The following is a 23,749-nucleotide window of genomic DNA, read 5'->3' as shown; positions in this document are numbered from 1 at the left end:
ATTTTTCGCACAACCTCCTGTATCGGCATGGTTTTTGTGGTGACTCACTCGATCATGTGCGACTCTGTTTATGACCAGGGGTGAAGGGTGCCCCGTGATCTGGGGGCACGGTACGGTTCAATCCGAGACTCTTGCACATTCAAACGTGCACCCGATGTGTAAAACGAGATCTTGTATTCTCTCTGCGTATTTCGCCCCGGACTTGTGCCAAGATCACCCTTCCAGCGGATTCCGTGCAAGTGAGCCGGGACAGTGTCACAGTTTACTCAGCACGGAAATTAAGAAGATCACAAATGCCAGCAGTAGCGAGCATGAGGATACCGACAATCAATAATCCACGGTTGAATGGTTCGACAAGTATGAAACCACCGACTAACAGAGCTGACAGTAGTGATAACAGTGATCTTCCATCCATTGTCACGGGAAACCCCCAGCTACATATGATGAACAATACCGAGTAAAAAAAGACCGGACCTGTGTCTGTGTGTGAAAGGATACAGTCCCCCGTCCGAATGGCGATATTCAGGACTTTGATTCTTGAGTTACCACCGACCACCTAGGTTAGTATAATACTACACGAGGAATCGAAAGTTAAATTGGAAAAAAGAAAGCGGCGACCACCAGGTTATGAGTATTATTAACAGGTCAATCCAGAGACCGGGGAAATACACCCGACCTGTGTGGGGCTCGAAGCACTGGATACCTACGCAGAAATATCACAATCTGGCGAAGGAATCCACCAGTTCGTATATGATGATATTCCTGTGGATCATCGGAAGTATCTCAGACACGTTGATGGGGAGCCGTTATGTCAGCAGTAAAGTTTTATATCGATAACAGCAGGTCGATAATGTGAGTGAAGATACAATAACCGAGTCCGACTCTGTTCAACAGCGGGGAGCAGATGAGGTATTCTGTACTGAATGTGGCTCAGTAATAAAAAAACAGGCAGAGATTTGCCCAGAATGTGGGGTTAGCCAAACACCTGAGCACAGTGACCGGAGCGATAATGACACTTCGGAACTCAGTGAGCGAAGGCAGTATGAATTGGAAAAGGTCGCAGCCAAAAGCAAGCTAACTGTTATGATTGTCGGGATATTGATTAGCCCAGCCGGATACTGGATGGTTGGAAAAAAGCATTGTCTATCATTAATCTCTTAACATTGAATTTCTTTTTGTTAGGACTCATTATTGTTCCAATTCACTGCTATGTGATAATTGGGAACGCTCAAAAGGAGCTTCAAAGAGCTGGCGTCGGGGGGTACTGATGAGTAGAGAAAAGCAACATGATGAAATTTATTGCCGCTCGTGTGGGGAGCCAATCAAAAAGAAAGCAGAAATTTGTGTCAATTGCGGAGTAAGCAATGACCACGGTGAGACTAAGCGATCCATGCAGACACAGACCGATTCACTTCCCAATATCTTATCTGATCTGTTGAAGAAGATTTTACGGTCGAATCCACAGCAACATGATCCAGCAGAATACTCAACATCTGTATCAGATAGCTGGTATTATTTGATTGGGGTAAGTGTCGTCCTTTGGATAGCTGGATTCGGAATACAAGATGTCGGACCTCTCGGAACGATAGCAGGACTCTTACCCATTATCGCATGGGTACTGATGCCGTTGAGTATATATTATGACCGGCAGTGGGTACAAGCAACCACCCAGTGGAGACCCAAAAAAGAACTCTGGATATTGGTGTCTGTTATACCACTTGTAAATATTCCTGCAGGGATTGTATATCTATATCGGCGCAGCAGTGTCAGTCGCGTTTCGACAGCAAAAAGCAATCGTAACTATTCATCTGGAAGCACGAATCCTGCTATGGAAAGACTTCAGCAGCGGTACAGTGAGGGCGAAATTTCAGATAAAGAATTTGAACAGAAGGCTGAGAGAATTATCGGAACTGATGATGAAAAAACTGCAGAGGCGTACTTGAATCAGAGTGATAATTAGGACGGCACACAGTGGTGCTGGCGTCGTCGCAGTCATGTCATTCAACTGTCTGATGTACGCATCACTTCATCCACCCAAATAGTATTCTTTAGTTGTGCAACTACAATACTATACAGAATCGCACGACTGAGTGGGGGACCGTAATCACCGGCATGCCCTCGCCGCTCGCGGCTGAAGATGAGGATAAGAATTTTTAGCATGATAGTTACTAGTCATAATGATATCTGTGGAACGATTATACATCTACACGGGCGCATATATGATTATTGGGGGTTCAATGGGAGGACCAGCAATACGCTCACTCATTGCTGGGGAGTGGAGTCTCCCGGTATTGCTTCTGACAATTGGTGGTAGTGGAATGTTCTTTGGTGCTGTCTATGAGTTGCTTCGAACCGATTCTGATGAATTTTCCATTTCTGCAAGCAGGCTGTTTGTAGTGGTCGGTGCCGCCTGTTTATGCTTTCTCGGAATGCTTCTTTCTGTCATATCCGGTGCGTAACTCGCCTGTAATAATCAATTTGTAGCGTCTTTCTGAATGAAGAATCTGTTAAATATCTATTATATCTGAATCCCGCATGAAACCGGTGTCTGAGTGAATGAATAGGAGTTATCCAATAAAACGCCGATACGCTCATGCAGGGAATAGTACATGAAGTGCAGTTCATTATACCACACGGAGACTGGATAGAAGCCAGAGCAGATGCCACACAAACTCCCGACAAAGAATATGTATGACTCTACTCATCTCGAATTGCTCGACATGTGTGGGTGTATTTTTTTGGCACGCTTTGCACAGAGTCGCTAAGTTCGACATGCAATGGTTGCCACCCTTTGAGATAGGCACGATATGATGTGCGTGTAAGACTACCTCGCCGCCGCCTGAGCCCCCTTTGAGACCACAATTCTTGCACTCATACTCATCGCGCTCGTACGCTTGGGCTCGTAACTTATCCCAGTTCTCTGGATACTCATTCTCTCTCTGGAGTTGATAATCTGACTTAGAATCGGTGGGAGAATTAGTGGACTAATCGGAAACGGTACTTGATTTGAACTTTCTTTCTATGCTATGCCTTGCCTCATTGGCGGGATATCGTATTTAACCAGGTTCACTAAATTTGATTTGACTGTCTCTCTTTCAGTTGTCCCAAATTGATTTGATAATTCCTCAATAGCTATTACGCCCTTTTTTGTTTCGTGGTCATCAATCCCGCTTTGAGTGAAACTGTTAAATTCTGACTCAATTTGTTCTTTTGAAACGCTTTCAATTTCTTGAAATAGTTCTTCGAGATGTTCGTCGGTATTCATATCGGAACATGACAGCCGATATTCAAAATAACCTCCCTCAAGACAGTCTCGATCCATGTCCTCATACTCTCGATGTGATTATCTCAACTTTGGAGTCTACAAAGTCGAGTCTCAGAGAGTCGATTACTTATAAACAGATACTCGACATTGTCTCTCAACTTTGGAGTCTACACGATGATTCAGGTATAATATGCAACTGGGAGGATCTGCGTCTTATGTAGTGCTTGGGCGGTGTGTTCGGATATAATATTAAATAAGGCGTTGAAGCAGTCTCCTCACATCTGTCTCACACTCAGTGTCTTTTTTGATGAGTTGAGGATCCCACACTCATATCTATGCAAACCTGATTATGCCCATCGAATGCTGTTCCCAGACATAACCGCGTCACAAAACCTCTTGATGAATTTTGTGTGAGATCAACCGACATATCTCTCAAAATTCGTATTGGTGCCCCTCCGGTCTCATACATTTTCGGGAGCAAATACAACAGAGATCTATCTCTCCCGCTCGCTCTGCAGTATCCCGTAGTAGAACACGTCCTGAAACGAGCCGCGCTGGTAGGTGTGGTCACGCATCTTCGCCTCCTGTCTGAATCCAAGCTCCTCCCAGACGCTCTGTGACGCCTCGTTCTCTGCGCTGGTCCGGGCATACACTCTGTGAAGGTTCAGCTCGGTGAAGGCGTAGTTGACCAGCAGCCGCGACGCGATTATTCCGCAGCCTCTGCCGTGGAACTCAGGATGAACCCAGATACCTATCTCTCCGTTCCTGTCCACGCGGTCGCCAAGCTCAAGACTGATTATCCCAGCTCTCTTGTCCCCCAACGATATCAGGAGAGGGAGACATCCTCTGACTCCATGCGCGACTCAATGAGGCTTCTCTCATCCGCGAGCGTCTGAGGCTTTGTGATACCGATATTCGTGCGGACTTGTCTGTGGTTGACGCCATCGCGCAGAAACTCCGCGTCGCTCTCATCAAGAGGCAATAGCTCGATATCCTCTGATGACAGGAAGGGTTTCCTCTCCATGTTCAGCACTGTAGGACGCGAGTAATTATACTCTGTGGGCATGTGATTATGAGTGTCGCTGCTGACGTATTCGAGGATTTCGCGACAATTTTCGAATACAGACTGAGACTCTCTGGAGTCGATATGGACCGTCAGAGCTGGGGTAGCCTTCTTGCCATCGTTGGTGTCGTTGGATTGATACTCATTACCTTCGGGATTATTCTGTATATTCTCTCTCATCTCGGTCGGTGGAGTGTGGGTGTAGGTGTGGATGTGGGTTCATATACCCGAGAATCACGCATTTGCGTGTCGTTGAACTTTGGGCACTACAGACTGAATCCCAAGTTTGTCTTAACAGTTTAGATACACTATTAACTGATATGCGTCCAACATATCTGATATACTCACATTTCACCAGATAATGACTGACACTGAATTCTCAATTCCACACACTGACGAAGTCTCGCCCAGTGATATTCGACCAGGTGCCAACCTCTCTGTGGTTAACCTCTCTGATGCCGACCTCACTGACGCATACCTCTCTAACACCGATCTTACTGACACTGATCTCACTGGGGCGGTCCTCGCTGACACCGATGTGACAGACACTCAGTTGGTAGATGCTCACTTTCGGTATGCAATTCCCAATGATGAACATATCTTGCCTCACGATATTGTCCCAGAGGCAACCCTCGCCAACGCCGACCTCTCCAAGGCTGACCTCCGTTTTGCCGACCTCACTGACGCCGATCTTACTGATGCCAACCTCATGCGTGCCGACCTCACCGACGCCGACCTCAGACATATCGACCTCTCTGGTGGCTATCTTACTGACGCCGATTCTGATGCGGATGCTGACCTTCCGGATGGCGTGCAAGACTCGGACACGGGCACGGAGTGAGCAACTCTGCATACTGAGTCCCCAACTCGTCTTAACGCTTAACGTTCTCTCTCTCCGCTCCAGAGGCACTTCCAGACTCAATTCAACCATACATGTGTTCTTGTCGGGAGTCCCGGTCACGATGCTTGTGCCCTGTACCCCCTCCTCCAGACGAGCTCACCGTCATCAATTATTTGTGATTAGAAGTGTGAGATTACGCTGTCGTCTTTGAATTCATCAAACTCTATTGGTTGAGTACAAGTTGCAGTTCTTGTACTCACCTGCCGTTATATTCGTGAGAGGTATCACCGATCCCGATCCCGATACCCCCTCCTCCAGAGAAGACGCTATACTCGAGTGGGGTTTGCGTTAACAGTTAATTTAATTCGATATTCGGATAACTGTATTCGCGAGTCGGGGTTCTCGCACCTATTGTTGCGCGTTGGATCAGTTGCCCCGGCTCAGAGAGCTCCCGTCCCCTCTGAGTGCGATTCATCACTCAACTCAACTCAACTCAATCTCAGTTGGAGTTGGAGACAATCATCTCCATCTCGAGAATCCACATCAGATGGTTCTCTCTCAAGTAGCCGACAAGTCTTGAGAGTTGCTCCGCTCGGTGTCACTGCCACTTGCACCGTATCGTGTCAAACGATTCTCCCACACGAGTTCCACAATATCCCTCCTCTCGAGGGAAATCTCCACTCCAGTGTGTGTTGCGTTAACAGTTAATTTTAAATCCCATCCGGGTGACTGTGTTTGTGAGCCGGGAAGATTTCGTGTCTTGTCTGTTCATGCGCCCAGTTGCCCGGCTCTACGGTATGGGCACTGGCAGATCTGGGGAAGCTCCAGCTTCAGATCAACTCGTGCTCAATATCTCTCTGATTCGATTCGACTCTGTGTGAGAGAGACGTGACGGTGATATTCTCCGTGAATCCAAGAGACGAAATCTGATATGTGTCTCGTATCAAGAGTACGTCTCTCTGCCGAAGCAATGATTGCTATGCCACCGCATACTTCCACACTCCTTCGTCTCTCTCACGGTAAGAAACGGCTCTTAACGCAACTACAGTCATAGGTGGTCAAGAAAAATACACATCTGTCTCAGCAGGATATACAGACATCACGAATACCGGAGACCAACAGATAAGCCCTGAACTATTCATTTCCATAGGTATAGATATTATACTACAACACTTTAGATAGACTTGAGTTACCAGAGGACACTGGGGAAATGACATAAGATGCTCTACTCACAAATCACTCATACCGTAGGGTAGACTGCTAATGAGTGAAGATGTATTTGATTTCGATGCTACCGAATTAGAAGCGTTCATTCAGCAGTACATGAGTCTTGATCAAGGGTCCCAACAGCCCTCGGGTATCTTCTCTATTCTCCGAGGACCCAGAGAACGGCAGTATCAAAATGCCTTACAATATTTTCTGAATCCACGGAAACCTCATGGGTTCGGATACGCACTTCTCGAGCCATTTCTTGCCGAAGTTGGTATGAATGAATTCAACCTGAGCAGCCAACATATCGAAATCAGCGAGGAGGTCTCAATTGCAGACGAAGGCTCAGAACGACGCATCGATCTTATCATTGCCGGTGGGAGCGCGTTATCTGAGCATCCTCGATGGGCAGTGTTCATGGAATTAAAAGTCGGAGCGAAAGAAGGCGATGGGCAAACAACATCATACTCTAAAGCGGATAACTGGAATTTTAATTGGTTTGAGAGCAATGAATTGAATGTAAATCAGCTAGATGAGAGTCACTTTGTGTATCTGAAACGAGAAGCGGCAGGTCAACCCACGGACATAACCAACACGTTTGAGACTCTCAGTTGGAGCGATATAGTTGACCAATTCGAATCTGAGGTTCAAGATTCGCTGTACGACTACCCTAACCGGAGTGTTATTCAGTTCACGGACTTCATTCAATCACTAAAGGAGACAGAGGGGATGGACTCAGATATCGATACCGACGAACTCAACGAGCGGTTAAATCTCTATTTCGAGCACGATAGACTCATTCGACAAGTTGAGAAGGCGAACAGCCAATTCGAAAGTGATTTTGAGAACGTAAGCACGTATCTGATAGATAGTTGGGAGAACAAAGTTCAATATAAATTCGACTTCGAGAACTCAGGCTGGAAAACATCACCATCCAGCACTCCGAAGTGGCAATCAATCTTCCCAGCGTATTGGGACCAAGACCCAGTTAATCAGTCGAGTACAATCAAGCTCTTTTTTCGACATTCTCCAACAATCGAATCAATCCGGAATCAACAATTCATATTTCGACTTCGGCTCCCTCCGGCGAGAAATGTCCACACGAAAGATCACCATGACGGCGAGCAATCATTCAATGATGTATTTGCTGAGAAGTGCACCGGTGAGTACAACGAACAGATACAGGAAGCCCTTGATCACATCGATGGTATTGAATCCAGACTTCACAGTGCCTCTGGTCTTGTGAAGAAAACATACCCGCTAGATCCGAACAATCTAACGGAATCGTATTTCGGACAGCTTGAACGGGCAGTCGAGGAATTTTGTCGTGATGAGAGATTAGTGACGGCGTTTGATCGCGTGTTTGAGGACTCATACGAAACAGTATTTGATATGAAGCCTGAGGGAGGATTCCCAGGACCATTACCTGAATAAGAGTCGATCGGTACCACCTGAGTTTGATATATTAATGATGCCCCTTGAGACTGGTAGTGTCGATATGTAATTAACACAGCATACTCCAGAGTAACCCAATATTTTCACAACGACTGTATCGGAGTTGGAAAATTTTCCGAGATCTCTCCTCAACAGGCGAAATCAAAGAACCATTACACCCGATTTTATTACTCGCGTCAAGAGCACGTCCTTCTGTCGAAGCAGATAGTATATGATGCATCCGACATACACTCGCATCTCTTCGTCTCAGTCACGACAAGAGACGGCTCTCCATGGAAGCGACAGGCTTGCTATCCCCTGTCCACTGGATCCTGACTAGCATAGAAAATAAAAACCGGACATAAGACTACATTGAGAGTGATAGAAGTTCGAACGACAAGGTATCTATGGGCACTTCCCCTGGGATCCTAACCGCCGGACATCGGCGGGTAACATTGATACATATATTTTCGCACTCAACGAGTACTCAGTCGGTCCTGATTTGTTGACGCTTCCAATTGCAACAAAAGGACTGGTCCGAGGTTTTGAACATTTCCTCGGACAACTTCAATTCTCAGTAGTGAGACCGTCGTGCGGATCGTCGAGATTGACGAACTGCGGCAGGGATAACATGTATGTTGAGTATATGAACTCTTTCACCGAGCTTTGGATTCAGTGCAGTGTATGACTGTTGCACTCTGGCTGAAGTGGTAATATATCGAAGCGACGGACGCTATATGTTGTATTATATATGTAAGTAACCGAAGGTCATTACGGGACAACTCTCGGCGAGTATAGATTCTTATATCATAACAACATCGGATTATCCATGAGTGATGATGTGACGACCTATGAGTGCTCACACTGTGGAAATCTTGGGATCGGGGATGGACCGATTACATGCTGTGAGGAGACAATGGGGGCAATCGAAGATGATCCTGATCCTGTGTCAAGCAATCCAACACTGTCTGATCTGCTGAAAAGTGTCTTTGAGATGTCAGACACAGAATTAGAACTCTGTTTGTGTGTCATGGAGGGTGGCTCAGTAACAGTAACAACACTTGCAGAGCAAACTGAGTACGACCGGAGTCTCATCAATCGCCATCTCAACCATCTTGCATCAATTGGTGTCGTCACAAAACAGCGACGACTTCTCAACAGCGGCGGTGAGGTATACGTGTATACGCCGGTATCACCAGAAACGGTAAGAGAACAACTCCGTGGCGAGTTTTCTCGGTGGACCGCGGCGGCAACAACACAACTGAATGCACTGCAACGGGACAAAGTCGAATCAATCGCTGACCCCGATGACGATGAGGGGGACCCAGCTTGGGAGGTATTTTATTCAGAGTAAAACGAAAATATGGATAGAAAAATACGGTCAACGTCACGCCCACTACCCAATCTCAGTCCCGATATTGCACGAGCGTGAGAAGTAAAAGAACTCTCTGAGACTCGGTTTGTGAAAATTCCACAGCTGAGTAAGACAGGTCCTCTCTGTAGGTGTTGTAGACGGGTGGGCTATACCCCGTCTACGCTTTTCCGACAGTCTCGACATACTGAGACGGGCGTATTCAGAGGGTATAGACGGGTCGGTTTTCCCAATCACCCCATCTACGGATTTTCGGGTATCTGAAGCAGTGCTACTGTCTGTTATCGGCAGGTGTAGACAGGTGGGGGGAGGGGGTGAAAGTGTGATTCTAACAGTAAAAGACAGAGGAATGTCGAGAGTAGACAGACATGGTGTAGGCTAAAAAAAAGTACCACCCATCTACCCGTCTACATTAATTGAGTATTTGACAAAAAAGGAAGTCTCGCGTTACTTGAGTTGAATACAGACAGAATGAGACAGTTCGATTATTGCACATGGGGGACCAATCGACGTGTCTATTCGGTGACTCAACGGGGCAATCTCTGAGAATATCTTCAGTGTAGAGAACATTGTATTTTCACAGAGAGAATCGTGTGTGGGTGATTTTTTATGTCCCATACACTATATATCACATCTATGAACAAAGACGATGCCTCCAAAGAGGAGCAAATGAAAAAATACATATTTTACACTGTCTTGGCAGTCACTCTCGGAGGTATCGTCATATTTGCCCCTGATTTAATCGCTGCAATTTGATCGGCTCCAGTAGGAACAAAATGCAAACATCAGATTGACACATTCACATACCAGCCCTTATGTAACAAATCGTCTTGTCTCAAAGGAGATTAATTACATAAGATGCCAATCCCGACAGAGTCCACATGGGTAATGGCTCATAATTCAATGCCTACTCGGGTTTTCTGTCCGTTGCAATAAAGTAACGCTACGGATTCGACTATTCGCGGACGGGTCTCAATCCCTTCGCGGCGAGATGACTCATCTAACAGATAGTGTACACCCAATCGATGCCGTCAGGCTTGGTGACTTGGGCTTTCAGATCCTGCATGCAATTATTCGTTTTTACCACGAAGCTGTCAGTTGAGCCATTCGCTGTGACTGACACGGTGAATTCTTCGACGCTCTCGGGATTCGCCTGACGAGTGTTATAAGCTGTGACGATTGCGAACGGTTGGAGGGTATACGTCCGGTTGTGCACCGTTTCCCCTGTCGGTTCCCGAATCACAGTTGCTGTCACAGTCACTGGCTCGGAGAGCTCGTTTTGAATCTGGATTGAATGGTCCGGGTCTAGTGTCTGTCTAGCCTCCGCATTTATGTCTGCGAAACTCTGGGTTTCTGATTGATCTGGGTCTGGGTCTGAGTCTGAGTCTGAGTCTGGATCTGGATCTGGTGTCCGTGCAGTCTCCGTGTTTGTATCTAAGCCGGAACTACGGTTTTCCGATTGGTCTAGGTCTTGGTCTTGCGGCGGATCAATTCCCAGGCAACCACTCATCGTAAAACCCAGCGAGACCCCGGTTAGTTGGAGCAGCTTCCGCCGATTCATGTATAGACTGCTGAGTTCGTCTGGATAATATGTTTGTGAATACTCACAGGAGTTGACTCAGACTCAGTTTCTGAAGATTCTTGATAACTGCGAGCGCTCCGTGTCCGAGTATAGCTGTGCATATTGACATCTCTCAACTGGATAAATATGATAGGAGACAGCCAACTTCTCTGCGGGAAATAGTTTCATTGAGAGAAGCATGGCATTTATTCAACAGCAAACACTCCTTAGATATCTGTTTCAATCTATGCTTGTCGCTACTCGAAATGGCGAGTGGTTGATCGATATCAATCGAGTGCCCCGGTCACCGGAAATTCAAATCCATAGAGGTCCTGCTGAAACCATGCCTGAAACATAGACGATATACACGCTACCGGTGGATTACACTCAATGTCTGTTATTTTCGTCGACCCTCAATTCTGTATCTTCACCCAGTCGACGCAAATAACAGAATTGAGTGTTCACTGATTAGCCTGACTCCCAATCGCCCGGGCGCAGACTACAGTATTCGCCCAGACTGTGCGAAATCCCTCCCCCTCCCCCCTCTCTGTATACCAGAGTATGCATGGGCGTCAGTCACGAATGACTGTCTCAACGCCTATGTCTATACATATTAGTAAAATGGATACCGGCTATCAGATATGCAACCGATGTCACTATTTCAAATAGTGAATGCTCGCCCGTAATCATCATCAGGAAACCCGCACACCCCGAAAAGAGACTCGTCAGAGCCACAATCAAGAGGAATTTATCTGAAACCATGATGTGTAGTATCTGCTTCGGGTGATCGTCTCACACTGCCTGTGCCTATCAGTATTTGCGTATAAGTTGTTTCGTGAATCTTCACTATGCGACAATTGACACAGTTGATCACTGACTGTTTCACCGCTGTGTGTAGCAAATCGCCCTTGACCGGTTCCGGAGCCGGATTTCGCGACGTTATCACTATTGAGAATACAACTGTCTTCTCATCACAGCAGATAGCCGAGATTCCTCAGAAGAAGGATTAACCCACCAAACGAAAATACAGACCCAACGATTGACAAAAGGACACCCTGAGCGCCTATTTTCACTGCGGTGGTTCTCGTTAGATTATCTATGACATTTAGATGACCCGCGGTAGGCGTCATAACTGCACTTGCATCTATACTGGTATCTTCGGCTCCCGTCTTTGGCGTTGGGGTGGCTTTTCCGACAACCGTTATTTGCTCGCCAAGACTGATTGTTCCCTCGATCAACTCAATCGGATTTGGGACACTACCTGAGTCGTTTATCTCAGCCGATGGATCCATGTCAACGTTCTCCACATCAATTTCTTCTGATACTCTGTGAGCCCCAGTGACTGTCTTTTTTTGCGTTTCAAATGACAGGCTCTGTTGAGTCGGATCAACGATTATCTCTGCTGTCCCATCAGAAATCCTAAATGGACGATATTCGATCCCAGAATCGATGTTTGTCGAATTATCGCTCAATTGAGAGCGAATGTGATACTCGTATGCCACACACTCGTCGCTTCGGATTGGCGAGACAATCACGCTACTCGATTGTGATGGCTGAACAGATCCAGTGATCTGAACCAATTCATCAGTCGCAATAGCCTCATTAATCGGGACTGAATCTGTCGTGTATACCCGCCATGCTCGATTTAACTCTTTAAGTCCATGTATTATCGCAGGGAATCCAGCTGCCACTGTGCCGGCCCCGAGAAATAATTCTGATACATCGACAGCCAATACAGAAGCTCCAGCAAACATGATAGACGAAAGACAATTGTCAACAAGTATATTTTTATTTTTTATTTTTTATCTTCTATTTCTCTGTTTCTCAGCGAATATACCTGACTACTGTAGTGACACAACTAACTCGTGCTAGTTGTGTAGCTATTGTAGACTCATCCCGATCCCCTGTCCCCGATTACGTCTGAATCGGTACATTTTGTCAATAATTTATACGTTTTGACACGTATGAATTGTTCCATGAAAGGTGCCCGTCGTTCGTTCCTCGGGAGCATTTCGGGCTTTCTTGACTCTTCGGTTCTTATAGGAGATACTACAGGTCAATCAACAAAGGAAAAAGAGGGTTATCCGATAGGACTTCCATTTGAGCAGCTCTGGGAGTTACAGGTAGCAGAGAATACTCGTGGCGATAATGTGAACTCTAGATTCAAGCGGAATTCAACAGGATACGATATACCTCACAAAATCAATCCGAGATGGTGTCGGAGGCTCCCGTATCCTTGCTCTCGAGAAAGGGAGTAATGATCTCCTCTGGGAATCATCTTATATTGAATCTCTTAGCTCCCCAGTTTTCACTGGGCACAAGTTGTTTGCATGTGGGAACAAGCAATTCCTAGCATACGGACTTGAGTCCGAACCCAATGAGCCAAACTGGGACGTTCAAATAGATGAGGGATACACCCAGGATGTGGCAACTGATGGTGACATGGTCTGGTTTTCTGATTATACCTGGGACAGAACTGGCGAGTACGACGAAACGTTTGAAACCTTCACTGGGACTCTCTATGCTTACAGCAAAAGTGGGACCCAGAAATGGAGCGTCACACGACGATTCGGGGGAGCCGGTCAGATCGTTGAATATGATGGCACCCTCTACGAGACTACAGAGAGATGGCGACGGTAGACGGCTCTGCTCCTTCAACACAATTCGGTGGGCGGGCTGTTGTCAGGGACGCTGAGTCTGGTAAAATCAAATGGCGCTCTGAAGACCGAAAGATCGCAGACGTTTATCCGCCAATCACGCAGGATGTCGTTATTGTAGGGTCCACGGACGGCACGCTCTATGGCTATGATGCATCTTCTGGTAAAATTCAATGTGAGCATACAATGGGGTCAAAGCTCTCCGGTCTCTCGACTAGCGACACACATATTTTTTATACAGCCGACCAGCGGGTCTTCGCTTATAATCCATCCACCGGGGAAATCGACTGGCGGCAACGAATCCCACCGGCATCGCGATTGACATACGATCAAAAATTGCTGTAGCTCGGCGATCAGAACGGGAATTTCCACGCCTTTGATGCGGCGACGGGCAGCCGTGTTTGGAATTCTATGTTTGCAGGGACGCACGGAGGCTATACACTAAGAGTCGATGGGACAATGTACTGTGTCAGTGGTGGCTGGATTGCCGCCTTCCAGGGGAAGCGGAGTCGGGTTCTGAGCAAATGACAAAATCTCAAGAGTACGTCTACGTTGGGGGACCTCGATAGTCAACCCGCCCAGTTAAAAAAACATTAACTACTGCGGAAAATGAGGTTGAGGATCAGAACTATGAGAAAGCATCCGAGGCTCTCAATCAGGCTGAAACTCTGAGGGGTAGAGGCGATGGGGCTGTGTGGACGACTGGTCTCGGCACGGCGTACGTTGCCGGGCGTCGAGCGACACACGAGCACAAGCGGCACCAGTTCCAGGAGCTGGTCAATGAACTAACAACGGTCTACCCCATCTCCGAAGGTGTTCTCAAAGGACTGCTCCTGACGAACTTATCCAAACCGCTACGCACGCCGCTGACCACCTTTCTGATGCCCGTCTTGGGCGATCTGTGACTGCTGGATGGGTGCGCGAAGATGACTACGATGACCTACAGACAACCGTTAGAGTGGCAACTGATGTGGCGCCGCGCCTCCGAGGTGCATCCAGTGATCTAGAGTCTGTTTCTGATGGATTGCAGCAAGAATGGACTACAGCGCTCAAAGAGGAAATTTCGGCGGAAGAGTTCGATGCGGTGGCACAGAAACTTGACCAGTTGGAGACTATGATTGAGTTCACAACACTTCGAGACCAGGTCAACAGCTCTGTATCTTCGGTCGACACTGAGAAGATGAGTAATCTCATCGACTCACTCATGACGCCGAACGTTGAGCCCGATGAATCAGATATAGCATATTGTGAAGCCGCAGCTACCGCTATTTCGGACTATCAGTCCGCTCAATCCACATTACGAAGCTATGATTTGAGTGGGATTCTCGACAAGTTGAACAAGTCACTCAAATCCAGGGAGGCTGCCACCCGAAATCTCAAAAGGGTTAACAGGTTCTCAACAAGGCTACGATCGTCGAATCGAAGCGAAAAACACTGAATCTCCAATACACGGCGATTTCGCCGGAAAAGTTGCAGGCAGATCTTCGATATTCTCTCAGTAAGCTCTCACTAGATGAGTTGGAGGAACTGGCGACACTCGTTAAAAACTTGAATGCTGGCGTCTGGCGTCGTGAGCACTTCGGGGAATTCACCCCGATAGAATTCGAACATTTAGTCGCGTCGCTGTACGAATCACAGGGATATGATACCCAGGTCAGCCAGGCAACTAACGACAAGGGCACCGACGTAACAGCGAGAGGAAAGACCGAAACCCTGGCAATTCAACTAAAGCAATACTCTCAGGGGAACAAGATAGGTCGACCGACAATTCAACGACTGGCTGGTGCGCTTGACCAAGTGAACGCTAGCAAGGGCATCGTCGTTACCTCGTCCAGTTTTGCTAAGACTGCTCAGTCAGCCAGAGTTATGAAGCAAGCGTGGGACTGATAAATGGTCAGGAATTGCTTGAAATGCTGACGAAAGCACCGATTAGCCCGCCAAGCGGTGCGTCTCGGAATCACTCATTTAGTGGTGGATCCGGAACCTCTTCGCAACGTCGCACAGGGTATCAACACTCCGCTGACAATTCGACTAATACCGGGCGTGCCAATCAAGATAGCTATGGGAGTTCAAGAGGAGAATCAGGAGGCTAGACGAGTCAATTCTGTATGAGCTGCGGTCAAGAATATAGAGGGACCTGCATGAGGTCACCGATCCCAGTGGGGAGTCGATGTACGTCTGCACACGGTGTAAAGAGTTGTTGGGACAATCGGCTGCCCACCAGACGGCGGCGAAGCAGGAGGTATATGAAATTCTGGAGATTGAACCCGGTGTCTCACAAGAAGATATCAAGGCTGCGTATCGCGAGAGAGCCAGAGAAACACACCCGGACACCGGCGGAAGTAAAGAGGAATTCCTTGAGGTTCAGGAAGCGTATGACACGCTATCCGAATCTGTGAATTCTTAATTCTGCTTTTATCACGGGTCTCAAAGAAGAGATCGACGACGGCGACGAGCGGGAGTGACGGATCGCATGATAGTGCAGTTTTTCGGATCCGTTCGCGTTGCGCGTGCGCGTGAAGTCTTCACGCTCTGTGTGATAGGAGTGGCACTGAATCGCATAATAAAGCGACTTCTGTCACTGCACACACGGGATTTTCACACGTTCAATTGACGCTGATCAAGACCCCCAGGACTAAGGATAATCTGTTGTCCTTGCACAGATAACTCGCGCGAGATGTGTGGCTATCGTCGATTCACGCCTTGTGTAATATCCATAGACGATATCGTACATAAGATACTCCTCGTTCCAGGCGTGGTCACGTACCCTCTGTTCCAGTGCTAATCCCGATACCCCTACATAGAGGGGCTTGGATTATTTACTAACAGCCTGTTAGAGAGAGTTTGCCACGGGAACCTATCTAAGCATCGTCAGGAGTCGCGTGCAAGATACAGAGATTGTATCCATCGCAGAATTGTCTATCAATTCCCACACGGCACGGTTTTCACTAAGATCGATAACAGCCACTTTTGTCATAACACGAGTGATCTCCTACATTATACTATTAGTTCTGGATTCGTTGCGAGTAAGCCGAGAAAGATAATAATAGCACTAATACCTAATATTCGAAGTATGCCTGCTGAACGTCGGTGATCTGGAGGCAGTAATTCGGCGACTCCAGCACATCCGGACGCAATACCCATAACCAGCAAAAGGCGGGAGCCACCAAGCACAACGCCAATATATCCCCATGCAAGGAATGCAATCAATGACAGCAACAATTGAGGGAGTGCTTTTGCCCGTCCATCTGGCTCACGAAATAATTTCTGTCGAACTACTTCCATACTTGTTAATCAAATTTTAGTTCAATAAAGGGCGCACCGATAACTAAAAAAGCGCTACACAGTATCTATAGCCTCTGTATTGGGCGATATATACGTCACTCGCTGACCGGACCAACCTAATCAAACTCAACGTTAGATTACGTGTGCACGCTGTATTGATCGAATCAGACGACCCTGATTCCTTATCTCCAACGTGCTAAATGCGCGCGTTGTATCGAGCGGCTCATCAAGTATTGCTGTGAGAGAAACGCTGAGTCGTTTTTTATCTCGAGTGCTTCACTTGTGGATGATGTGAGAGAAACGCTGAGTTCCACGGTCAGGGCGGCACTACTTGGCTCTCAAGATGGACAGTTACGATGCTCTTGGCGTGTTTTGGTAGCTGTCGTCATCACATTCGGTGCCGTTTTTGCGTTCATACTCACCCTTAGGTCAGTAGGAATAGATATTCCCGGTTGGGCAGAAATAGCCGTCGTGCATCCGACCGCCGTTATTGGCGTCCTCATCGCAATGGCTCTGCTGAAGCGATACGTTGATGACCGAGACATCACGGACTACGGGTTCAATCTGTCCCGTCAGTGGGGGTAGATGCTCTCGCTGGGTTTGCCTTAGCCGTCTTTCTTGAGGCTGGATTGTTCGTCATTGAGTACCACCGGGGAGGGGTACAGATCATCGGCACCTGGACCGACGCGGCTGCCGTCCCAATCGTCATTCAGGTTAGTATCCTCCTCCTCGGATGGATAGCGCTCGGGTTCTGGGAGGAAACGCTATTCAGAGGTATTGTTATATCCAACGCCGTTGAGGGACTTGCGTCCAGAGAACTCTCTGGTCGAGCGGTCACTCTCGGTGCTCTACTCAGTAGTTCGGTTGTCTTCGGGTTCGGTCACGTGATTTCCGGAGCAATTTCGACAGGAGACTCGCTACTCTATGCGTTGGTGATGATTTCTATCAGTGGTGCACTGTACGGGTGGGCTTATTTGCTCTCCGGGGAACTTGCGTTTCCTATCGGTCTCCACACAGGCGGTAATCTCGCTACGACGATGCTCATCAGTAGTTCTGGCGCGACCTACCCAAAAGTTGTGGAGTACAGCGTTTCCGGGAGATCGATTGGATTCAACACGTCCGATCCCGCCGTCTTGCTCTTGCTTTTCGCAATCGAGTTCCTCATCATCAGCGGGTATTTTTATCTTCAATACGGTGCCGTCGTTCCCAATCCGAACCGTAGCGAATCGCCCAGTGTCTGACCCACTGAGCTCACTGACGACTATGACAGATCGATAGCGGCTGGAGCGACCTGGCGAGGACACAAGACTACATCTTTATAGATTCTCACAGTCAGTACTTTTTATGTAATATGGAGATCCGTCTTTGTGCTGAATGATATTCAATTCATCCATACTTCTCAGCACACGGTTGATCGTCTCATCACTGGGTTCCCCTTCGTGCCCATCCTGTCTCAATTGACTCTGAATATCTGCCACTGTGAGCTCTGTATCTGATTTATTTAGGACACTACTCCACACCCTCTCAGGGGCGTCACAGGCGTCGTTGGACTCGGAGACTGTGCACTCGGCGACTGTTGAGGACTACTCATATGTTATTCTAGAGGGGATAGAGGCTGATAAGTATCAAAATCACGCGAATTAGCAAACTGACTGTTCGGTGGGGACTCGGCTGTCTACAGTCCACAACCGGATTCCTGCTCGGAGCGTTTCCATTGTCGGAGTTGGGTTTGCTCGCCCGGCTCCGGCTCGTCATGTGTATGTATGCATATGCAGATGCAGATGCAGTGATCGGGGTCGTGCTGGTGCCATCAACACTGACAGATCGCGGAGAATCGATCTAAGATGACTCAAAACGAGCCCAGCCGATATAAGGATCCGCTGAAGATGTCACATACACGAACACGAACACGAGCGGAATGATGGTCCTCACAGAGATACCATGGTCTCTGATCGAGAAAATACCATATTTCTTTTTACCAGTTGTTGCTCCAGCGGGCGGTCTCATGCTACAATATCTTGCACATAAGTACGTATGTGGCAGAATAGAGGCTGATATGATTGCTCGGATAGTTCGAATGACTGCATGTGGTGTGGGTCTCCTTTCTACAGCCGTCTTATATACGGTCATATTGAATCTTCTCATATTCTCAGGATAAAACCGAGCGCCCGGATCACTGCTAGTAACCTGTCATCACCCATCCCACTCATCACGCTCGGTAACTCTTTCATCTAAATAATGTCCAGAAAATAGATATAGAAGACTAGCTGGCGGCGTTCTTCCTTTTTTTGAGGTAATAATCGTCGATCATTCATATCGAACGAACAGCCAGATAGCTGATTCTGAAACTGTGTCTCCGCCGTTACATCCGAATAAACATGCCGAAACTCCGATACACGGTCTTCTGCAACGCCGAACACGCCCGATTCATATATTTAGTCATCGTCGCATAGCACACGCCGGGCGTGATTGATAGCGGCTTTGTCTTCTTGTGAGACTACCGTCATATCTAATTTTTCAGCCAGCTGGGTAGCTACTTTTCCAGGTCGCCTTTCGACATGATAGCTTCATATGATTCAGTGATGCCAGGTAAATCGGTAGTCCGGCGAATAATCTTCTTTCCGTTTGTTTCCTCATGATCAACTACGCTAACACGGTGTTTTGACGCCATGCCTAGACTGTAGATAGCATCTTACGAATAACATCAGCCTATCTGGGGGGACCCGAAGCCGCCATGACCACGCCGAATCCCAGCTAGGGGTCGTGCTCAAGACATGAGTTCATAGGATAGCAGTGATATTGAATCTCCACCGAGTCACTCAGTCACCTGACGGATGAAGAGTAGTGTCCCTATAAAAAGCAGACATGTCCAAAATGCATACTCGCGATTCCGGGATTCACGAGGCATCCGAAAGGCTGGAATTCAGCACGATTCACTGGAGATGTTCGAACTGAGAAGTGGTGTTGAAACTGAGCAAGAGCTTTTTCGTAAACAGAATGTAATTCTGCTTTACTCACACAAGTTACAGCGAAAATCTGTATTGCTACAATATCACTGCTCGCTAATGTTGGTATAAAGACGGCTCTCACATTCTGTCGACCGATATCGTCACTGTGACCGTGGGTGTCTCTCAGACAGAGAGCTTGTCTCAGTCACAACTGTCTGTACCCTCAGATTCTCTCTGTAAGTGACTGATCACGTGCACTGTGATAGTATCCCGTCAGATCAATCACAAACTTACAGAGGAGAACGGATGAAACAATTGCCGTACTGGCTGCAGTCTCAATACTAGCCGTTTTGCCTTCTGCAAATTCCCTCGCAAAGATGAAAATGAACAGTCCAACGAGACTCAACACAAAACCCTTCCAGAACACTCCCTTGACTGGCATCAACGCATTCGTGTTCTGGTAACCGCCAGTATAAAAATAGTTAATCATCGTCTGCCCACCTTCGAAAATAAACACTGTGAGAGCACCGGTGATTACCCACAGTGGTGTCTCAGTCGTGTCGGTTGCGACGATGACTGGTCCAGCGACAAACCCGCCAAATCCAAGCCACACGGCGGTGAGCAAGGGGACAAAACAAATACAAGCCGGAATCGTTCCATAATAGATACCAATCTCAGTCCCTGGAATTGTGAGGTGATTCTCACGCCACCTGCTATATCTTTTGAGAGTCGACGTCGAAATTACCTCCTGATCAAAATTCACTTCGGGAACGGTGCCAGCGAAGAGAGCCCTGATGAGACCCCATATTGCCAATACACCAAGTTCAAGCCAATAGAACAGTAGCAGTGCTGCGGTCGACGTCTGAAATCCGAGTATCCCAATCATTGGTGCGCTGTTAGCAACGATTACCGAGAGAAGCCTGATATCAGGGGCGGCTGCGTATAATAAAGAAATCCGTCTCATGGAGCTCTTAGGAGATGTATGTGTGTCAGCGAAAAGAATATTATATTATATGTATCTATGCCATATGAGACACCGGTCGGGTTTCTCTTCAGGTTATCCGGGCCTGACTCGTACAAAGAAGTGCTGAATGGACCTCGAAGAAACACATCCAAGTAACAAATTATGTTATTTTATGTTGATCCATTTCTTGACATAGGCGGATATGCATGATACTGAATATCATGTATTCAATTATTTAACTATTCAGAACTCACGCAGTCATGCGATTGTGTGAGAGTGAGGTGAGTATAGATGTCGCACAGGGAGAAGCTAGACTGGGCGAAAGTCTCTTTATTTATGTTTCACTTCTTGAGAGTTAGCTGGGAGATTAACTATATTTGAGCCAACTGAGATAATAATTATATCTGTATGCGCAATCGGCTTCTTTCAGTCTCAACGATTGTGTTCGGCGGGTTGGGTGTTCTGATTGTGAACCTGCTCCCACTGATCGGGATTGTCGTCGGTGAGTGGAATCTTCGGGCAATTTTACTTATCTATTGGGTTGAGGCAGTGATGACCGTTCTCATCGCTGCCACAAAATCACTCTTCGCTGAGCAGGGATCGCCAGGACTGCAGACCAAAATGGAACCGCTACATGAACTTCGCGCAAAACGAGGGGGACTCCAGTTATTTAATCGATGGCCACCAATCTACCCTCGAAATATTCCATTTGCACTCACAATACTTGGACTCTGGATATCAGTTGGGGCCCCTCTCAGTGTCCTGTTTTTGTGGTTTGGGGGTCCTGAGTCCATATTTTCAGTTGATATTCTTCTGAGTATTGCGGCGCTAGTCGGTATGCAGGTATTTGAATTTATAACTGAGTATATCGGTGATAATGAATATGTGGATGTTTCTGCACAAGCAATCATTCAGACACCAGCGCAGTTTTCCGCAGTTGTTCTCTCTGTTGGCATTCTCAGTACTGCTGGAGACAGTGCAACCGGTGGTGTGTTAGTTTTTCTTATTGTTATCATAAAAGCAATCATTTCGGTGCGTCGATTTTATGCCGAACATGTTGAGACGTCAATCCTCGGAGGGTTGCCTGATTTCAGTCGTCAACAGATCACCCGCGTGTTTGAGATGTCCCGCAGTGACGAGGATAAAATCGAACCGCAACCAGAACTGACGCTCCCTGATGCGGAGGTGAGCGCACGGGTGAGCACTGACAGACGTGCGGTGCTTTTAGGATCAATCTCGACGATTATTCTGGGAGTTTTCAATCGGTTTGGTGTTGGTTCGCTCGTGGTTCCTGCGGTTGCTGTCATCATCGGGGACCCGTTACTCATCGGTGTTGCGATGATAATTCCACTTGCGGTCTTCGGTGCCCAAGTGCTGAGCTTTTATTTTCGGTATGGAACAATCGAGTATCAACGGCGTGGTGAGTCGATTGTTGCATATGATACCGTCTTAGATGCTCCACAGTGGATTGCACCGGTGCAGACAGCCGAGTTTGAGGTGAAAAACGCGGTTTCCGACCGTCTTCTTGATACTGGCACGCTCGATATCACTGTTGAGAAGATTGATCGAGACATACAGTTTGGTCCAGTGAGCAACATTGACACAGCAGTTGAGACGCTTGACCTTCCGGTTACCCAGACAGACCGACCTGATCGCGATTTGGCTGTGATGGGCGCTGCAACCGCACTCGCACTCTCGTTTCTTGTCGTTCCTATCGGAATGTATGTTTCTGAGAAAGTCGCAGCAACGACTGCGATTGTATTCACAGTCGTAGCTGGTCCGTTTCTCTTTATTCCTGTTGGATTATTAATATATGCCGGACTGAGTCGGATTTGAGTCAGAGATTCACCATGATTGGATACTCATCCTGCACCGTCTGGGGAAGTATCCGGGATACTCGCCACCACCGTTGCTTGGCCGACTCATCGCTGATGCACAGAAGATTCATCGCTCGCAATCGGCGCATCATCGCAGTTCATCAAACAGACGATGGGACAGACTGACCTGTCGACATCGCAGCAATCTATCGAATACTCTGGGCGAGGGATCCATCGCGAAGCCGATGAGATTTGGAGTCGGTGAAGATTGTGCCGATCTGTATGGGATGGGTTATCATAATAGCACGGTGGGTTATAATCGATTCATAATGAGAGATATTACATAAAAAAGCACCCTGTATATTAAGACCGCTATTGGCACACACAGGACAACTACCACAAGTAGTGACACAAAGCCGGTCCAAATGAGAGAAAGATTGACAGGGAGAACTGTTGGTGTTAGTGTTGTTGTGGCTGTGGCTGTGGCTGTGGTATTATACAGAATCAAGGAGAATACCTGCGCCTTTACCCGCAGGACAGGATAGGATAGAATGAATCCGACGCCCGAGTAACAATCCACGGTGTGATAGCCAGCCCGAGATTTCACAATCCATAGTTTCAACTGACAAGCAATCGTTTTAAAAGATAGGAATTAAGCTAGAACAGAGTGATTCTGCTGAGTCCTCCGATGGCGGCCTGCCCGCCCCAAGCAACCAAGCAATAATCGAATCGCGACCCAGTCGATAACCAGCGTATTCTCACAGAATACGACTCGACTGGAGTTGACTGCTGGAAGCACAACTCACAGGAACTCCGAGTCCGTTGGGTCTGCCTGTCCGTTGAGGTCTGCTGGACGCCACAAGGCAAACCCAACTCTGGGAGTCCGCATATGACGGAGGATAGGAGTGGACCCGGGAGGGGCTGGGCTTGGCACTCCCATCGCCAGCAGTCCTGTCCCACTCTATCCGCCACAGTCCACATCCCTTCAGATTCTTACTGTCTGGATGTTCGGTGGGACTGCAAACCTGAAATCTCCAACACTCAGGATTCCTCCGTCTAAAGGCGGAGGAGGATGTCAATCTGCTGAGCGGTCACGGTTCCAACCGAAGTGAGGAGTGAAATGCTTGCGATAATCAGGACTGCTGGCATCAGTCCTGTCGTGAAAGCCGAGTTCAGTGCCACATTTGGACGTGTCTCTCGTCGATTATTTATTTCCATCCTCGAGAAAGCACAGCTGAGACAATCGTCTTAGTGCTTCAGTTATACAGATTCTTGCCGTTAGTTGTGCAACTACAATACTTTTCGCCCAGGCGATGCGCTGATCAGCAGGTCA

General features: G+C 47.5%; 24 protein-coding genes and 1 pseudogene. 15 read left to right on the top strand and 10 right to left on the bottom strand.

The window, feature by feature from the left end:
- Positions 1-262 precede the first annotated feature (262 nt).
- Positions 263-415, bottom strand: coding sequence for a hypothetical protein (locus J07HQW2_RS16910; protein ID WP_303703847.1), 153 nt, complete (start codon positions 413-415; stop codon positions 263-265).
- 437 nt (positions 416-852) lie between these two features.
- Here J07HQW2_RS16910 and J07HQW2_RS00870 point away from each other — a divergent pair, with 437 nt between their 5' ends.
- From J07HQW2_RS00870 to J07HQW2_RS00860, 3 genes are all read left to right on the top strand, one after another.
- Positions 853-1,161: a hypothetical protein gene (locus tag J07HQW2_RS00870; RefSeq protein WP_021053275.1), complete on the top strand. Its 309-nt coding sequence runs from the start codon at positions 853-855 to the stop codon at positions 1,159-1,161.
- A 106-nt stretch (positions 1,162-1,267) separates the two neighbouring features.
- Positions 1,268-1,960 (top strand): membrane protein, encoded by a 693-nt coding sequence (locus J07HQW2_RS00865; protein WP_021053274.1) that lies wholly within the window; start codon positions 1,268-1,270, stop codon positions 1,958-1,960.
- A gap of 217 nt (positions 1,961-2,177) precedes the next feature.
- Positions 2,178-2,459 (top strand): hypothetical protein, encoded by a 282-nt coding sequence (locus J07HQW2_RS00860; RefSeq protein ID WP_021053272.1) that lies wholly within the window; start codon positions 2,178-2,180, stop codon positions 2,457-2,459.
- 165 nt (positions 2,460-2,624) lie between these two features.
- Here J07HQW2_RS00860 and J07HQW2_RS19715 read toward each other — a convergent pair.
- The 4 genes and pseudogenes from J07HQW2_RS19715 to J07HQW2_RS16900 all read right to left on the bottom strand — a co-directional run.
- Positions 2,625-2,858 (bottom strand): annotated as a pseudogene (locus tag J07HQW2_RS19715) (HNH endonuclease); the annotation flags it as partial.
- Between the two features lie 161 nt (positions 2,859-3,019).
- Complete coding sequence (locus tag J07HQW2_RS00855; RefSeq protein WP_303703846.1) at positions 3,020-3,265, bottom strand: hypothetical protein; 246 nt, start codon at positions 3,263-3,265, stop codon at positions 3,020-3,022.
- A gap of 494 nt (positions 3,266-3,759) precedes the next feature.
- Positions 3,760-4,086 carry a GNAT family N-acetyltransferase gene (locus tag J07HQW2_RS16905; protein ID WP_303703845.1) on the bottom strand — a complete coding sequence of 109 codons (327 nt, stop codon included), beginning with the start codon at positions 4,084-4,086 and terminating at the stop codon, positions 3,760-3,762.
- A gap of 5 nt (positions 4,087-4,091) precedes the next feature.
- Positions 4,092-4,508: a hypothetical protein gene (locus J07HQW2_RS16900; protein ID WP_303703844.1), complete on the bottom strand. Its 417-nt coding sequence runs from the start codon at positions 4,506-4,508 to the stop codon at positions 4,092-4,094.
- A 181-nt stretch (positions 4,509-4,689) separates the two neighbouring features.
- On the opposite strand from J07HQW2_RS16900, the gene J07HQW2_RS00845 reads away from it, so the two are divergent.
- The 3 genes from J07HQW2_RS00845 to J07HQW2_RS00835 all read left to right on the top strand — a co-directional run bounded on the left by J07HQW2_RS00845 (position 4,690) and on the right by J07HQW2_RS00835 (position 9,166).
- Positions 4,690-5,169, top strand: coding sequence for a pentapeptide repeat-containing protein (locus tag J07HQW2_RS00845; protein WP_021053267.1), 480 nt, complete (start codon positions 4,690-4,692; stop codon positions 5,167-5,169).
- A gap of 1,263 nt (positions 5,170-6,432) precedes the next feature.
- Complete coding sequence (locus tag J07HQW2_RS00840; protein WP_021053266.1) at positions 6,433-7,812, top strand: PD-(D/E)XK nuclease family protein; 1,380 nt, start codon at positions 6,433-6,435, stop codon at positions 7,810-7,812.
- An 829-nt stretch (positions 7,813-8,641) separates the two neighbouring features.
- Positions 8,642-9,166: a helix-turn-helix domain-containing protein gene (locus J07HQW2_RS00835; RefSeq protein ID WP_021053265.1), complete on the top strand. Its 525-nt coding sequence runs from the start codon at positions 8,642-8,644 to the stop codon at positions 9,164-9,166.
- A gap of 1,018 nt (positions 9,167-10,184) precedes the next feature.
- Here the strand turns inward: J07HQW2_RS00835 and J07HQW2_RS00830 are convergent.
- Both J07HQW2_RS00830 and J07HQW2_RS00825 read right to left on the bottom strand, forming a co-directional pair.
- The gene (locus tag J07HQW2_RS00830) at positions 10,185-10,694 is read right to left on the bottom strand and encodes a hypothetical protein (RefSeq protein WP_303703843.1); all 510 of its coding nucleotides are present in this window, start codon (positions 10,692-10,694) and stop codon (positions 10,185-10,187) included.
- Between the two features lie 1,022 nt (positions 10,695-11,716).
- On the bottom strand, positions 11,717-12,499 hold the full coding sequence (locus tag J07HQW2_RS00825; RefSeq protein ID WP_021053261.1) for a hypothetical protein: 783 nt from the start codon (positions 12,497-12,499) through the stop codon (positions 11,717-11,719).
- 568 nt (positions 12,500-13,067) lie between these two features.
- Here J07HQW2_RS00825 and J07HQW2_RS00820 point away from each other — a divergent pair.
- The 5 genes from J07HQW2_RS00820 to J07HQW2_RS00800 all read left to right on the top strand — a co-directional run bounded on the left by J07HQW2_RS00820 (position 13,068) and on the right by J07HQW2_RS00800 (position 15,809).
- Positions 13,068-13,385, top strand: a complete 318-nt coding sequence (locus J07HQW2_RS00820; protein WP_021053259.1) for a hypothetical protein — start codon at positions 13,068-13,070, stop codon at positions 13,383-13,385.
- Entirely contained in the window at positions 13,373-13,747 is a 375-nt protein-coding gene (locus J07HQW2_RS00815; RefSeq protein ID WP_021053258.1) for an outer membrane protein assembly factor BamB family protein, read from the top strand. Before J07HQW2_RS00820 ends, J07HQW2_RS00815 begins: the two co-directional genes overlap by 13 nt.
- A 556-nt stretch (positions 13,748-14,303) precedes the next feature.
- The gene (locus tag J07HQW2_RS00810; RefSeq protein ID WP_021053257.1) at positions 14,304-14,840 is read left to right on the top strand and encodes a hypothetical protein; all 537 of its coding nucleotides are present in this window, start codon (positions 14,304-14,306) and stop codon (positions 14,838-14,840) included.
- Positions 14,841-14,872: 32 nt separating this feature from the next.
- Positions 14,873-15,289: a restriction endonuclease gene (locus J07HQW2_RS00805; RefSeq protein ID WP_021053256.1), complete on the top strand. Its 417-nt coding sequence runs from the start codon at positions 14,873-14,875 to the stop codon at positions 15,287-15,289.
- Positions 15,290-15,572: 283 nt separating this feature from the next.
- Positions 15,573-15,809: a J domain-containing protein gene (locus tag J07HQW2_RS00800; RefSeq protein ID WP_021053255.1), complete on the top strand. Its 237-nt coding sequence runs from the start codon at positions 15,573-15,575 to the stop codon at positions 15,807-15,809.
- 590 nt (positions 15,810-16,399) lie between these two features.
- On the opposite strand, the gene J07HQW2_RS00795 is transcribed toward J07HQW2_RS00800, so the two are convergent.
- Complete coding sequence (locus J07HQW2_RS00795) at positions 16,400-16,687, bottom strand: DUF8011 family protein (protein ID WP_021053253.1); 288 nt, start codon at positions 16,685-16,687, stop codon at positions 16,400-16,402.
- A gap of 282 nt (positions 16,688-16,969) precedes the next feature.
- Here J07HQW2_RS00795 and J07HQW2_RS00790 point away from each other — a divergent pair, with 282 nt between their 5' ends.
- Together J07HQW2_RS00790 and J07HQW2_RS00785 are read left to right on the top strand one after the other, a co-directional pair.
- Positions 16,970-17,272 carry a hypothetical protein gene (locus tag J07HQW2_RS00790; protein ID WP_021053252.1) on the top strand — a complete coding sequence of 101 codons (303 nt, stop codon included), beginning with the start codon at positions 16,970-16,972 and terminating at the stop codon, positions 17,270-17,272.
- Complete coding sequence (locus J07HQW2_RS00785) at positions 17,263-17,928, top strand: CPBP family intramembrane glutamic endopeptidase (protein ID WP_021053251.1); 666 nt, start codon at positions 17,263-17,265, stop codon at positions 17,926-17,928. Before J07HQW2_RS00790 ends, J07HQW2_RS00785 begins: the two co-directional genes overlap by 10 nt.
- Positions 17,929-19,220: 1,292 nt before the next feature.
- Here the strand turns inward: J07HQW2_RS00785 and J07HQW2_RS16895 are convergent.
- Complete coding sequence (locus J07HQW2_RS16895) at positions 19,221-19,358, bottom strand: hypothetical protein (protein WP_021053249.1); 138 nt, start codon at positions 19,356-19,358, stop codon at positions 19,221-19,223.
- A gap of 500 nt (positions 19,359-19,858) precedes the next feature.
- Positions 19,859-20,599, bottom strand: a complete 741-nt coding sequence (locus tag J07HQW2_RS00775) for a DUF6498-containing protein (protein WP_021053248.1) — start codon at positions 20,597-20,599, stop codon at positions 19,859-19,861.
- 408 nt (positions 20,600-21,007) lie between these two features.
- On the opposite strand from J07HQW2_RS00775, the gene J07HQW2_RS16890 reads away from it, so the two are divergent.
- Both J07HQW2_RS16890 and J07HQW2_RS16885 read left to right on the top strand, forming a co-directional pair.
- The gene (locus J07HQW2_RS16890; RefSeq protein WP_021053246.1) at positions 21,008-22,435 is read left to right on the top strand and encodes a DUF6498-containing protein; all 1,428 of its coding nucleotides are present in this window, start codon (positions 21,008-21,010) and stop codon (positions 22,433-22,435) included.
- 886 nt (positions 22,436-23,321) lie between these two features.
- The gene (locus J07HQW2_RS16885) at positions 23,322-23,528 is read left to right on the top strand and encodes a hypothetical protein (protein WP_303703842.1); all 207 of its coding nucleotides are present in this window, start codon (positions 23,322-23,324) and stop codon (positions 23,526-23,528) included.
- Positions 23,529-23,749: the final 221 nt, after the last annotated feature.

The organism is Haloquadratum walsbyi J07HQW2 (assembly GCF_000415985.1).
In the GTDB taxonomy this organism is placed as follows: domain Archaea; phylum Halobacteriota; class Halobacteria; order Halobacteriales; family Haloferacaceae; genus Haloquadratum; species Haloquadratum walsbyi_B.
The sequence above is the reverse complement of the archived record's forward strand: the minus strand, read 5'-3'. Positions and strand labels throughout refer to the sequence as shown.

What these genes read in the sequence shown, in the direction of transcription:
- J07HQW2_RS00825 (WP_021053261.1), bottom strand. Translation starts at nt 12,499, where the DNA reads ATGTTTGCTGGAGCTTCTGTATTGGCTGTCGATGTATCAGAATTATTT.
- J07HQW2_RS00795 (WP_021053253.1), bottom strand. Translation starts at nt 16,687, where the DNA reads ATGGAAGTAGTTCGACAGAAATTATTTCGTGAGCCAGATGGACGGGCA.
- J07HQW2_RS00830 (WP_303703843.1), bottom strand. Translation starts at nt 10,694, where the DNA reads ATGAGTGGTTGCCTGGGAATTGATCCGCCGCAAGACCAAGACCTAGAC.
- J07HQW2_RS00865 (WP_021053274.1), top strand. Translation starts at nt 1,268, where the DNA reads ATGAGTAGAGAAAAGCAACATGATGAAATTTATTGCCGCTCGTGTGGG.
- J07HQW2_RS16910 (WP_303703847.1), bottom strand. Translation starts at nt 415, where the DNA reads ATGGATGGAAGATCACTGTTATCACTACTGTCAGCTCTGTTAGTCGGT.
- J07HQW2_RS16900 (WP_303703844.1), bottom strand. Translation starts at nt 4,508, where the DNA reads ATGAGAGAGAATATACAGAATAATCCCGAAGGTAATGAGTATCAATCC.
- J07HQW2_RS00800 (WP_021053255.1), top strand. Translation starts at nt 15,573, where the DNA reads ATGTACGTCTGCACACGGTGTAAAGAGTTGTTGGGACAATCGGCTGCC.
- J07HQW2_RS00845 (WP_021053267.1), top strand. Translation starts at nt 4,690, where the DNA reads ATGACTGACACTGAATTCTCAATTCCACACACTGACGAAGTCTCGCCC.
- J07HQW2_RS00855 (WP_303703846.1), bottom strand. Translation starts at nt 3,265, where the DNA reads ATGAATACCGACGAACATCTCGAAGAACTATTTCAAGAAATTGAAAGC.
- J07HQW2_RS00775 (WP_021053248.1), bottom strand. Translation starts at nt 20,599, where the DNA reads ATGAGACGGATTTCTTTATTATACGCAGCCGCCCCTGATATCAGGCTT.
- J07HQW2_RS16895 (WP_021053249.1), bottom strand. Translation starts at nt 19,358, where the DNA reads ATGGCGTCAAAACACCGTGTTAGCGTAGTTGATCATGAGGAAACAAAC.
- J07HQW2_RS16890 (WP_021053246.1), top strand. Translation starts at nt 21,008, where the DNA reads ATGCGCAATCGGCTTCTTTCAGTCTCAACGATTGTGTTCGGCGGGTTG.
- J07HQW2_RS00835 (WP_021053265.1), top strand. Translation starts at nt 8,642, where the DNA reads ATGAGTGATGATGTGACGACCTATGAGTGCTCACACTGTGGAAATCTT.
- J07HQW2_RS00840 (WP_021053266.1), top strand. Translation starts at nt 6,433, where the DNA reads ATGAGTGAAGATGTATTTGATTTCGATGCTACCGAATTAGAAGCGTTC.
- J07HQW2_RS00860 (WP_021053272.1), top strand. Translation starts at nt 2,178, where the DNA reads ATGATATCTGTGGAACGATTATACATCTACACGGGCGCATATATGATT.
- J07HQW2_RS00815 (WP_021053258.1), top strand. Translation starts at nt 13,373, where the DNA reads ATGGCGACGGTAGACGGCTCTGCTCCTTCAACACAATTCGGTGGGCGG.